General features: G+C 39.4%; 11 protein-coding genes. 7 read left to right on the top strand and 4 right to left on the bottom strand.

Annotated elements, in window-relative coordinates:
* The first annotated feature begins 18 nt into the window (after positions 1 to 18).
* From QP437_RS06050 to QP437_RS06020, 7 genes are all read left to right on the top strand, one after another.
* Positions 19 to 765, top strand: a complete 747-nt coding sequence (locus tag QP437_RS06050) for an SIMPL domain-containing protein (protein ID WP_285267281.1) — start codon at positions 19 to 21, stop codon at positions 763 to 765.
* 90 nt (positions 766 to 855) lie between these two features.
* The gene (sfsA, locus tag QP437_RS06045) at positions 856 to 1,572 is read left to right on the top strand and encodes a DNA/RNA nuclease SfsA (protein ID WP_285267280.1); all 717 of its coding nucleotides are present in this window, start codon (positions 856 to 858) and stop codon (positions 1,570 to 1,572) included.
* 207 nt (positions 1,573 to 1,779) lie between these two features.
* Positions 1,780 to 2,967, top strand: a complete 1,188-nt coding sequence (gene tyrS / locus QP437_RS06040) for a tyrosine--tRNA ligase (protein ID WP_197541968.1) — start codon at positions 1,780 to 1,782, stop codon at positions 2,965 to 2,967.
* Between the two features lie 75 nt (positions 2,968 to 3,042).
* The gene (locus tag QP437_RS06035) at positions 3,043 to 3,969 is read left to right on the top strand and encodes an aminoimidazole riboside kinase (protein ID WP_128787361.1); all 927 of its coding nucleotides are present in this window, start codon (positions 3,043 to 3,045) and stop codon (positions 3,967 to 3,969) included.
* Between the two features lie 66 nt (positions 3,970 to 4,035).
* Positions 4,036 to 5,490: a glycoside hydrolase family 32 protein gene (locus tag QP437_RS06030; protein WP_285267279.1), complete on the top strand. Its 1,455-nt coding sequence runs from the start codon at positions 4,036 to 4,038 to the stop codon at positions 5,488 to 5,490.
* Between the two features lie 9 nt (positions 5,491 to 5,499).
* Entirely contained in the window at positions 5,500 to 6,117 is a 618-nt protein-coding gene (locus QP437_RS06025) for a dual specificity protein phosphatase family protein (RefSeq protein ID WP_285267278.1), read from the top strand.
* A 71-nt stretch (positions 6,118 to 6,188) separates the two neighbouring features.
* Complete coding sequence (locus tag QP437_RS06020; protein ID WP_155512099.1) at positions 6,189 to 7,361, top strand: MFS transporter; 1,173 nt, start codon at positions 6,189 to 6,191, stop codon at positions 7,359 to 7,361.
* A 52-nt stretch (positions 7,362 to 7,413) separates the two neighbouring features.
* Here the strand turns inward: QP437_RS06020 and pgi are convergent, their stop codons facing one another.
* From pgi to pyk, 4 genes are all read right to left on the bottom strand, one after another.
* Entirely contained in the window at positions 7,414 to 9,063 is a 1,650-nt protein-coding gene (gene pgi / locus QP437_RS06015; protein ID WP_285267277.1) for a glucose-6-phosphate isomerase, read from the bottom strand.
* A gap of 56 nt (positions 9,064 to 9,119) precedes the next feature.
* Positions 9,120 to 10,202: an alanine racemase gene (alr, locus tag QP437_RS06010; protein WP_285267276.1), complete on the bottom strand. Its 1,083-nt coding sequence runs from the start codon at positions 10,200 to 10,202 to the stop codon at positions 9,120 to 9,122.
* A 23-nt stretch (positions 10,203 to 10,225) separates the two neighbouring features.
* Complete coding sequence (locus QP437_RS06005) at positions 10,226 to 11,632, bottom strand: replicative DNA helicase (RefSeq protein ID WP_065244803.1); 1,407 nt, start codon at positions 11,630 to 11,632, stop codon at positions 10,226 to 10,228.
* 149 nt (positions 11,633 to 11,781) lie between these two features.
* Positions 11,782 to 13,218, bottom strand: coding sequence for a pyruvate kinase (gene pyk, locus QP437_RS06000; protein WP_285267275.1), 1,437 nt, complete (start codon positions 13,216 to 13,218; stop codon positions 11,782 to 11,784).
* Between the last annotated feature and the right edge of the window lie 26 nt (positions 13,219 to 13,244).

Genomic DNA, 13,244 nt, shown 5'->3' with positions numbered 1-13,244 from the left:
CCACATCATGGACATTATATGAACAGCAAAAAATCTTATCTCTCTATTTTTGGCATCATTCTTGCAGTTGGATTGATGGCATCAGCGTTTATCTTAGGTAATCAATTTAAAAATTTACGCCAAACCGGCTCTATATCAGTAAAAGGATTGGCTGAAAGTCACTACACCTCAACACAAGGTACATGGGTTATCCGCGTAACAGGTTGGGGCGCGACTTATAATGACGCAATGGCAGCGAATCAAAAAAACTTGAATGAAGCCGTTCGTTTCCTTAAAGCACAAGGTTTCGCTGATGAAAATCGAGAAATCACAGAATTAGATGTTTCTACTCATACTGACTATTATGAAAATGAAAAAGGTGAAACCAAAAGTAGAGACAATGGCTTTGATGCATCAAGATCAATCCGAATTTCAACTAAAGAATTGACGAAGTTACAGAAAGCCCTCACCAATATTCACCAATTGGTTGCCAACAACCAAGATATTAGTTTTGGTGATCCAAATTATTACTTAGAAAATCTTGAACAAATTAAGCGTGAATTAATTTCAAAAGCAACACAAGATGCACATGTTCGCGCTGAAGAGTTTGCGAAAACCAGTAATGTAAAAGTTGGCGTATTAAAATCCGCTTCACAAGGGCCATTCTACATTCAAGCGCCAAATCCCGATGCGGATGACTCTAGCGATTACACTGGTAGCTACGACACAAGCACAATTGAGAAAAAAGCACGCTTAGTCGTTACCATTGAATATGCCATTGAATAATCATTAATATTTACTAAACATTCATAAAGATAAAGTGCGGTCAGTTTCATCATTAAATTTGACCGCATTTTCTTTTAACGAGGAACAACCATGCTACTCCCTACCCTACAATCTGCAAAATTAATTCGCCGCTATAAGCGTTTTTTGACTGATATTGAATTACCAAATGGCGAAGTGATCACGATTCATTGTGCAAACACTGGCGCAATGACTGGCTGTGGTGAAAAGGGTGATACCGTTTGGTACTCTCATTCTGATAGCCAAACGCGCAAATATCCGCATAGTTGGGAATTAACACAACTAGAAAATGGCCAACTTGTTTGTATTAACACGCACAGATCCAACCAGCTAGTCTTTGAAGCCTTGCAAAATAAACAAATCAAGGAACTGGCTATGTATGATGAAATTTATCCTGAAGTGAAATATGGTGAAGAAAATAGCCGTATCGACTTCTTACTTAAAGGTGAAGGATTGCCAGATTGTTATGTTGAAGTGAAATCAATCACCTTCGTAAAAGGTACATTAGGAATGTTTCCCGATGCGGTGACTACTCGTGGTCAAAAACATGTTCGTGAGCTTCTAGCGATGAAAAAACAAGGACATCGAGCGGTTGTCCTCTTTGCTGGATTACATGATGGTTTCGATCGTTTTAAAATCGCTGAGTTTGTAGATCCTGAATATGATCGCCTTTTAAAAGACGCCAAATCTCAGGGCGTTGAAGCTTATGCTTATGCGGGAAAATTTGAAATCTCAGATGGAATTCCGACCGCACTTTCTCTCACAGAAAGCGTACCTTACATCGATTAAAAAATAATTGAGAATTATTTGCATTTTATTATTGACAATGTTTTTGATAATAGTTATCATCTAGCCATTCCAAAAACAAACAGATAATCACTCCAACTTCACGCCTATTTCCCCACAAATAGGCGTTTTTTTTCATCTCAATCTTTTCATTTCAGCCATATTCTCTATAATGTAGCCTTTAATATTAAAATAACATTAGGAAATAGAATGACTGATATTAATACCGTTCTCGCAGAACTAAAACGCGGTACTGATGAGATTCTTTCTGAAGCGGATTTAATCGAAAAACTGAAAGAAAATCGCCCTCTTAAAATTAAACTTGGTGCAGACCCTACTGCTCCGGATATTCACTTAGGGCATACCGTGGTATTAAACAAACTTCGTCAATTCCAACAATTAGGTCACGAAGTCTATTTCTTAATCGGTGATTTCACGGGTATGGTCGGTGACCCATCTGGTAAAAATACCACTCGTCCACCGCTTAGCCGCGAAGATGTGCTTCGCAATGCGGAAACCTATAAAGAACAGATTTACAAAATTCTAGACCCTCAAAAAACAAAAATCGTATTCAACTCTGAATGGTTGGGTAAATTGGGTACTGAAGGAATGATCCGTTTAGCAAGTAACTACACCGTAGCGCGTATGCTAGAACGTGATGACTTCAAAAAACGTTTTGGTAACAACCAACCTATCGCAATTCACGAATTTATTTATCCTTTATTACAAGGCCATGACTCTGTTGCTTTAGAAGCTGACGTGGAACTTGGTGGTACAGACCAAAAATTTAACTTACTGGTTGGTCGCGAGTTACAAAAATCAGCCGGTCAGAAACCACAGGTAGCGATTACACTTCCATTACTTGTTGGTTTAGACGGTGAGAAGAAAATGTCTAAATCATTAGGCAACTATATCGGCGTGACAGATGCACCAAGCGATATGTTCGGTAAAATCATGTCGATCTCGGATGACTTAATGTGGGATTGGTACAACTTACTTTCTTTCCGTCCACTCACTGAGATTGCTGAATTAAAAGCAGAAGTAGCAAATGGTAAAAACCCACGTGATGTGAAGATTTTACTAGCCAAAGAAATCATTGCACGTTTCCATGATGAAGCAGCGGCAGAGGCGGCTGAACAAGAATTTATTAACCGTTTCCAAAAAGGTGCGATGCCGGATGAAATGCCTGAATTCACCTTTGAAGGCGAAATTGGTTTAGCAACCTTATTAAAAGAAGCAGGACTGGTTCCTTCTACTTCTGAAGCGATTCGCTCAGCGAAGCAAGGTGGTGTGAAAATCAATGGCGAAAAAGTCGAAGACATGAAAGCCAATGCACCAAAAGGCACGAATGTTTACCAAGTCGGTAAACGTAAGTTTGCACGCGTGACCATCGCATAAAACACCTATGAAAATGACCGCTCTTTTTAAGTGCGGTTATTTTTTAACTGATATCCACAATAGAAGGAAAATAATATGAGCCAAAAAATCTGGGTAACAGGCGATGCGGTTGTCGATCTTATTCCTGACGGTGAAAATCATTATTTACGTTGTGCCGGTGGCGCCCCTGCAAATGTGGCTGTTGGAGTGGCACGATTAGGCAGCCCGAGTGCCTTTATTGGTCGCGTAGGTAACGATCCCCTTGGCCAATTTATGCAAGACACCTTAAATGCGGAAAATGTGAATACACAACATATGATTTTAGATCCGCAACATCGAACCTCTACGGTTGTAGTCGGCTTAGATAATGGCGAACGCAGCTTTACCTTTATGGTAAACCCAAGTGCGGATCAGTTCTTACAAGCAAGCGATTTACCGCCTTTCCAACAAGGTGAATGGCTACATTGCTGCTCTATTGCGCTGATTAATAATCCATCTCGCGAAGCCACCTTTGAAGCAATTCGTCGTATTAAAGCTGCTGGTGGTTTCTTCTCTTTTGATCCAAATCTACGTGAATCACTTTGGTCTAGCCTAGAAGAAATGAAAACCGTGGTAATGGAAGCCGTTGCATTGGCTGATGTATTGAAATTCTCTGAAGAAGAATTAACGCTTTTAACCAATACTGATAGCCTTGAAAAAGCCTTTGAAAAGGTGACCGCACTTTATCCTGAAAAACTAATTATCGTGACCTTAGGCAAAGATGGTGCACTCTATCACTTAGAAGGTAAAAAAGATGTAATTGCCGGAAAAGCCTTACAACCGGTTGATACAACAGGCGCAGGTGATGCCTTCGTTGGTGGTCTGCTTGCGGGGCTTTCACAGCATCCAAACTGGAAAGAAAATGATGTACTTGTGCAAATTATCCGTCAAGCCAATGCTTGTGGCGCCCTTGCTACAACAGCAAAAGGGGCGATGTCTGCGCTACCCAATAAAGCACAATTAGCAGCGTTCCTAGCCAACTAAGGATTAAAGGTGCAAATTATTTATTGCACCTTTGATACCCGATCACATTAACGAGGCACGATCACGATGATTATTTTCAATAATGGCAAATACAAAAGCATCCTAGCCGCAGAAAAAGGCGAGCTCGCAGAAATTGCTGAAACCGTGCAAAAAGACAAAGATTTTCGACCGCACTTTCATATTGCCCCACCAACTGGCTTAATGAATGATCCGAATGGTTTGATCTTTGATGGTGAAAAGTATCATCTGTTCTACCAATGGTTTCCATTCGATTCAATTCACGGGATGAAACATTGGAAGCATTTAATAACGAAAGACTTCCAACATTACCAATCAGCAGATGATCTGATTCCTTGTGAGCTTTTTGAGTCTCACGGCTGTTATTCTGGTGGCGCTTTGAAAGTTGGTGACAAATTGGCCATGTTCTATACCGGCAATACTCGTCGACCAAGTAATAATCAACGCGTACCTTATCAAAATTTAGCAATTTTCAATCTTAATGGGAAATTGCTTAGCAAACGTCCGTTAATTGAAAATGCGCCTGAAGGTTATACAGAACATGTTCGTGATCCTAAACCGTATTTTACTGAAGACGGGAAAATCCGTTTTATCTGTGGTGCACAGCGAGAAAACCTCACAGGAACAGCCATTATTTTTGAAATGGACAATCTTGAAGATACGCCTCGTTTATTAGGCGAACTTTCCTTGCCTGCTTTTGACAATAAAAACGTGTTTATGTGGGAATGCCCTGACCTATTGAAGATCGGTGATAAAGATGTCTTTATTTGGTCGCCACAAGGTAAAGATCGAGAAGCTCATCAATTCCAAAATAATTATCATGCAACTTATGCAGTGGGCAAATTAACGGATTTAACCTTTGAAGCAGAATATATCGGCGAATTAGATCAAGGCTTTGATTTCTACGCACCACAAACGTTTGGTGGCTTAGATAATCAAACTTATGCTGTGCTTTTCGGTTGGATTGGTTTACCAGATTTAACCTATCCGACAGATAAATTTAAATGGCATTCTGCTTTAACCTTGCCAAGAGAATTGCGCTTAGAAGGGACAAAAATTTATCAACGTCCGATTGCTAAAATAGACGAAAATCTGACCGCACTTTCAGCGTTTCATCTCAATGGAAAAGCGGATATTGCTAATTTAGATCGTGCGTATCTTAAATTTGAGGTAAATAACCAAGCCTTTGACTTAACCTTCTTCCAAAATGAAAAAGGACAATCACTGCATCTATCTTACGAAAATGGCTTGATCTGCTTAGATCGCAGTCAAAGCGAACAAACGGAATTAATGGAGAAATTCGATACAAAACGTTTCTGCGAAATTGAAAATCTGCAGACTGTTGAGATCTTCTTTGATCGCTCGATTATTGAAATTTTCTTGAATCATGGTGAAAAAGCCATGACATCAAGATTTTTCATTGAGAACAGAGAGAATACAATAGCCAGCAATCGTCCGTTAGATTTAATGATCGGTTATTTACCGGCTATTCAATATATTTAAAAGGTTTTTATGAAACAAACTCATTTCAATTTATACAAGATGAGCAAAAATGTCCTTTTTGCTTTAACGGCTTTTTCATTGGTCGCCTGTACGACAACACCAAGTGAACCGCCAAAAAATACAGAACATTGGGCAACGCTAATCAGCGAACAAGAAAATTTATATCAGATTGATGATAAATTTTACCGTAGTGAGCAATTAGAGCCGCAATCTGAAACATTATTAAATAAGTTGAATATTCACACAATTGTGAATTTACGCTTTTTTGACCGTAATGATGATAAACAAGCATTTGGTCATACTAAGATCAACTTGATTAATACCCCATTACTAACTTGGTCGATCAGTCAAGATGAAGTGGCTGATATTCTGTGGCAAATCAAACAACACCAAAAAAATGGTGCGGTTTTAGTGCATTGTTATCATGGCGCTGACAGAACTGGCTTAATTGTTGCAAGCTACCGTGTGATTTATCAAAATTGGGATCTCAATGAAGCCAAACGTGAAATGCAACAAGGCCCTTACGGCTATCATTCTGTTTGGAAAAATATTGATAATTTCTTCACGCAAGAAAATATGGCTAAGATCAAAGCTGAATTAGATAAACGTTCTAACGCAACAAAATAAAACATGAAAGTGCGGTTAAAATTAACCGCACTTTTATTTCCAACTACGCTCTTTTATTAAAATTAATGACTATGTTTGTTCAACAACAAAACGCAACGCCATCCAATATTGTGGCGTTCAATTTTCTATTGATTGCCTTTTTAACGGGAATTGCATCTGCGTTTCAAACACCGACCCTGAGTTTATATCTCTCTCAAGAGATTCAAGTTTCACCTTTTTTTGTGGGCTTGTTCTATTCAGTCAATGCCATTATTGGCATTATCTTGAGCCAAATTCTCGCAAAATATTCTGATAAGCAAGATGACCGTCGCAAAGTGATGATTGTTTGCTGTTTGATTGCTGTGCTTGGCTGTCTGATTTTTGCTTATAGCCGAAATTATTATGTGTTGATTATTATCGGCACAACGCTATTAGGACTAGGTTCATCTGCCAATCCGCAATCTTTTGCTTTAGCGCGAGAATATGCTGAAAGTAGTCATCGTGAAGCGGTGATGTTCACCACAATTATGCGAACTCAAATCTCATTGGCTTGGATTGTTGGGCCACCGCTTTCTTTTTTCATTGCGTTAAACTGGGGCTTTGATTACATGTATTTGGTGGCAGGTTCTGCCTTTTTACTATGTGCAGGCGTCAGCAAATTATTGCCGAAAATTCCTCGTCAAAGTGCGGTTAAAAATCAAGCGGTTTTAGACAATACGCCACCAAGAAAAAGTGTGATTTACTTGTTCATCGCTAATCTATTGCTTTGGACCTGTAACAGCATGTATCTCATTAATATGCCATTATTTGTGATTAATGAATTACATTTAAACAAAGAACTGGCGGGAACATTAATGGGAACAGCTGCGGGATTGGAAATTCCTGTGATGATTTTTGCGGGCTATCTCACCAAATATTTCAGTAAAAAGCGCTTGATGATGATTGCTTTAATTTCAGGCCTCGCCTTCTATTCAAGTTTATTATTCGCAGAGCAAACTTGGCAGCTTATCGGATTACAAATGCTTAACGCAATTTTTATCGGTATTACCGCTACGATTGGCATGGTGTATTTCCAAGACTTAATGCCGACTAAAATGGGCACTGCCACCACCTTATTTAGTAATGCAGCAAAAAGCAGTTGGATTATCGGAGGACCTATTGCGGGTATTATTGCGGAAATTTGGCATTACAACTCTGTTTTTTATATCGCTGTGGCACTAATTTTTATCAGCGTAGGCTGTATGTGGAAAGTCAAATCGGTTTAGTGAAAATGAAAAAGAGCAGTCAATTTTGACCGCTCTTTTACTTTACATTATCTTAACGCCACGCTTTGAATTGATTAATCAATCCATTGGTTGAGCTATCATGGCTTGTCACTTTCTCTTTGTCTGCCAATTCAGGAAGAATTCGATTCGCTAGTTGTTTACCTAATTCCACGCCCCATTGGTCAAAGCTAAAGATATTGAAAATCACACCTTGCGCAAAAATTTTGTGTTCATACATCGCAATTAATGCACCAAGAACAAATGGTGTCATTTTTTGCACTAAAATAGAGTTGGTCGGTTTGTTACCGGTAAAGACTTTAAATGGCACAATGTCTTTTACCTCATCCAACGATTTACCGGCTTTCACAAACTCTGCTTCAACTTCTTCTTTGGTTTTACCGAAAGCAAGTGCTTCAGTTTGTGCAAAGAAGTTGGATAACAATTTGCTGTGATGGTCACCTAATGGATTATGACTTTGTGCTGGCGCGATAAAGTCACACGGGATTAACATCGTACCTTGATGAATCAATTGATAGAACGCATGCTGACCATTTGTACCCGGTTCCCCCCAAATAATTGGGCCAGTTTGATAATCACGGATAACATTGCCATTACGATCGACATATTTACCGTTTGATTCCATATTGCCTTGTTGGAAATAAGCCGCAAAACGGTGTAAATATTGGTCATAAGGTAAAATTGCCTCAGTTTGTGCACCAAGGAAGTTAGTATTCCATAAGCCTACTAACGCTAATGTCGCTGGGATATTTTTTTCTAATGGTGCAGTACGGAAATGTTTATCCATTTCATGCGCACCACTTAATAGTGCTTCAAAATTATCAAAGCCAATTGAAAGTGCGATTGAAAGACCGATTGCAGACCATAAAGAATAACGGCCACCAACCCAATCCCAGAACTCAAACATATTGTTTGTATCAATTCCAAATTCTGCTACGGCTTTACCATTGGTTGAAAGTGCGGCGAAGTGTTTTGCCACTGCGCTGTTATCTTTCGCTGCAGCTAATAACCAATCACGCGCAGAATTCGCATTGGTCATAGTTTCTTGTGTGGTAAAGGTTTTAGATGCGACTAAGAAAAGTGTGGTTTCAGGATTTACTTTTTTCAATGTTTCAGCGATATGTGTACCATCTACGTTTGAAACAAAGTGCATATTCAAGTGGTTTTTATAAGGACGAAGCGCTTCGGTCACCATATAAGGGCCTAAGTCCGAACCACCGATACCGATATTCACCACATCAGTAATTGCTTTTCCGGTATAACCTTTCCACTCACCTGAAATCACACGATCACAGAACGCGCTCATTTTCGCTAATACAGCATTTACTTCCGGCATCACATCCTTACCATCTACATAGACAGGTGTATTTGAACGGTTACGAAGTGCGGTATGTAATACAGCTCGATTTTCTGTGCGATTAATTTTCTCGCCTGTAAACATAGCATTAATCGCTTCATCTAATGCAGACTCTTTGGCTAATTGACGAAGCAATTTGAGGGTTTCTTGGTTAATTTTATTTTTTGAAAAATCCACTAAGATTTGATTTTCAAAACTTAAAGAATAATCGTTAAAACGATTTTGTTCTTGTTTGAACAAATCAGCAATCGTGGTATTAGCCAGCTGAGATTGATGAGCTTCAAGTGCTTTCCAAGCTTGTGTATTGGTTGGGTTGATGTTTTTCATGAATATTTCCTTTTAAAAATTGAATTCTTTACATTTTTGCTTTCTTACAAAAACAATTAATCGACATATTCTGTTATAACACGAGGGGTTAATTTTGTAATCAATTCATAGCTTAAAATACCACTGTATTTAGCTACCGTTTCAATTGGTAATTCCTTACCCCATAAAATCACTTCATCACCGACTTTATCTTGGCTATCTGCACCTAAATCCACCGTTAGCATATCCATTGAGACACGACCAACAATAGGAACAATACGACCATTTAGATAAACTGGCGTACCTTCTGGCACATCACGCGGATATCCATCACCGTAACCAATAGCGACGACACCAATTTTAGTATCTTTCGGACTCGTCCAAATACCGCCATAGCCAACAGGCTCCCCTTTTTTATGCTCACGTACAGAAAGCAAAGATGACGTTAAATTCATCACAGGAGTTAAACCAAATTCAGCACCTACAGTATCTGTTGGTGAAATACCATACATAATAATCCCTGGACGAATACAATCTAGATGCGCTTCTGGCCAGAATAGGATTCCACCTGATGCAGCAATGGTTCGCTCTCCCTCTTTATTTTTTGTGGCTTGAAGGAAACGAGCGAGCTGAACTTGAGTATAATCGGAATCTAACTCATCAGCACGGCTAAAATGACTGACAAAACCTAAGTGCGGTTGAATTTGAGGAAGTTTTTTCAGCTCTTGATAAAAATAATCCACTTCATCAAGTGACACACCTAAACGGTGCATACCGGTATCAATCTTCAACCAAACTTTGATTGGACTTGGTACCACGGCTCGTTTTAATGCTTCAAGCTGTTCGCGGTTATGTACCACCGTCTCAATATTATTTACTGCAATAATAGGCAGATCTTTTTCATCAAAAAAGCCTTCTAGCAATAAGATCGGTTTAATAATACCGTTAGAGCGTAAAGATAACGCCTCTTCCAAACGTGCTACAGCAAAACAATCCACCATGCTTTCTAAAGCGGATGAGACAAATACCACACCGTGACCATATGCGTTTGCTTTTACCACGGCAATAATTTTGCTGTGTGGTGCTTTTTCTTTAATAACTTGTAAATTATGTTTTAGGGCAAGCGAACTGATTTTCGCTGTTGCCGGTTTTACGTTCATTTTTCTAATCCGTTATCTCTTGCCTAATAATCATCTCTGTATTCACGCTGTTCGGCAAGGTTATCAAAGCGTGAGAATTGACCGTTAAATGCTAAACGTACACGACCAATCGGACCGTTACGTTGTTTACCGATAATGATTTCAGCAACCCCTTTATCTTCAGAATTATCGTTATACACTTCGTCACGATAAATGAACATAATCAAGTCAGCATCCTGCTCAATAGAGCCTGATTCACGCAAGTCTGAGTTTACTGGACGTTTATCTGCACGTTGTTCCAACGTACGGTTAAGCTGGGAAAGAGCTACAACGGGGACTTCTAATTCTTTCGCTAATGCTTTTAACGAACGGGAAATCTCAGCAATCTCTAAGGTTCGGTTGTCTGAGAATGCCGGTGCACGCATTAACTGAAGGTAATCCACCATAATCATGCTCAAACCATTGTTTTCGCGGTACACACGACGTGCTCGAGAGCGCAATTCTGTTGGAGTTAAACCTGATGAATCATCAATATAAAGATTATTTTTTTGTTTAAACATCCCAAACACGCTGGCAATTTTGCTCCATTCCGTTTCATCCAAATTTTGACCAGTACGAATTTTGGTTTGGTCCACGCGAGCAAGAGAGGCAATCATACGCATCATGATTTGTTCCGCAGGCATCTCTAAACTGAATACCAACACAGGCTTATCACTTGCCATGGCGGCATTTTCACAAAGGTTCATCGCAAACGTGGTTTTACCCATAGAAGGACGTGCCGCAACAATGATGAGGTCTGAAGGCTGTAAACCTGCTGTTTTCTTATCTAAGTCAACAAAGCCCGTTGTGACACCTGTCACACCGCTATGATTTTCAAGCTTACTTAAGGTATCAATTCGAGCAATAGTACTTTCCAACACGCTGATCACATTTTGTGGCCCTTCAGTTGAAGAACTGCGTTTTTCAGCGATAGCAAACACTTCTCTTTCAGCTTCATCCAACACCATTTTGATGTCTTTGCCTTTCGGAGAATAGCTGTTTTCTGCGATACGATTTCCCACTGCAATAAGCTCACGTAAAATCGCTTTTTCACGCACGATTTCAGCATAAGCCAAAATATTAATGGCATTTGGCGTGTTATTAGAAAGATCAGCGAGATAAGCAAAACCGCCTACAGAATCGCTAATGCCTTTTGCTTTAAGGGCTTGATCAAGGGTGATTAAATCAATCGGTGTTTGGTTACGCATTAATTCTTCCATGGTTTGGAAGATTGCTTTATGTGCAAAAGTATAAAAATCCTCAGCGATCACTCTTTCTGCAATACCGTCCCAATGTTGATTACTCAACATGATGCCGCCAAGTACGGCTTGTTCAGCTTCAGTGGAATGAGGCGGGATGCTAACTTGTTCAGTTTTCTGATCAGGAGATTGGATTTGTCTTTGTGATGCCATAAGGATTTCAATTTAAACTAAAAAACTGTGCTTATGATACCGCAAATACGAGGTGGTTTTAAGAAAAAAGTGCGGTCAATATTTTCAATATTTTAGATATAAAAAAACGGTAGAAAAATCCACCGCTCTTTTTTATTCATGAATGTTGATTATTCAACAGTTAAAGTACGACAAACGTTAGTTGTACCTTCTGATTCATCACCTTGTGTTAATAAAACAACATCACCTGAAACTAAATAACCTTTTTCTTTTAATAGGTTAATCGCTGCTTTTGCACCCGCAGAGCTACGAGATTCACCATCAAAATGAACTGGTGTCACACCGCGGTATAATGCACAACGGTTTAATGTTTCTTGAACACGAGAAAGTGCAAAGATTGGTAAACCTGAGCTGATACGTGACATTAATAATGGTGTACGACCAGAGTGGCTTAATGTAATGATTGCAGCGATACCGTTTAAGTGGTTTGCTGCGTACATTGCTGACATCGCGACAGATTCTTCAATATCTCTGAACTCACGATCTAAACGGTGTTTAGAAATATTGATGCTTGGCATTTTTTCTGCACCTAAACATACGCGAGCCATTGTCGCCACAGTCTCAGCTGGATATTGCCCTGCAGCAGTTTCTGCTGAAAGCATTACCGCGTCAGTACCATCCAATACCGCATTTGCCACGTCCATAACTTCTGCACGAGTAGGCATTGGGTTGCTGATCATTGACTCCATCATTTGAGTTGCAGTAATAACCGCACGGTTTAATTGACGTGAACGACGAATTAATTTTTTCTGTACGCCAACTAATTCTGGGTCACCAATCTCAACACCTAAGTCACCACGCGCAACCATGATGACATCAGAAGCAAGGATGATATCATCCATTGCTGCTTCATCAACAACAGTTTCAGCACGTTCAACTTTAGCAACGATTTTCGCGTCTAAACCTGCTTGTTTTGCTAATTCACGCGCATAGTTTAAATCTGCACTTGAACGAGGGAAAGATACAGCTAAGTAATCTACACCGATACGTGCAGCTGTGATGATATCTGCTTTATCTTTTTCAGTTAATGCATCTGCAGATAAACCACCGCCTAATTTGTTGATCCCTTTATTGTTTGATAATGGACCACCAACTGTCACTTCAGTAAATACTTTTGCACCTTCTGTAGAAAGTACTTTTAATTGAACACGGCCGTCATCCAATAAAAGAATATCACCAGGAACAACATCTTGTGGAAGAGTTTTATAGTCTAAACCAACAGCTTCTTGATTACCCTCACCTTTTGGTAATTCCGCATCAAGAATAAATTTATCGCCAACATTTAAGAAAATTTTGCCGTCTTTAAAAGTAGAAACACGAATTTTAGGACCTTGTAAGTCACCTAAAATTGCCACGGTTTTACCTAATTTTTTCGCGATCGAACGAACACGCTCAGCACGCTCAATATGATCATCTGGTGTACCGTGAGAAAAGTTCATACGTACAACATTAGCGCCTGCTGCGATAATTTTTTCAAGATTGTTATCGCGGTCTGTAGCTGGACCCATTGTACATACAATCTTCGTTCTTCTTAATTTTCTAGACATTATCTAAACTCCACAAATAGTTACAA

The organism is Haemophilus sp. UMB1048, assembly GCF_030218125.1.
GTDB lineage: Bacteria > Pseudomonadota > Gammaproteobacteria > Enterobacterales > Pasteurellaceae > Haemophilus_D.
Note: the sequence above shows the minus strand (reverse complement) of the source record. Positions and strands in the feature narration are given on the sequence as shown.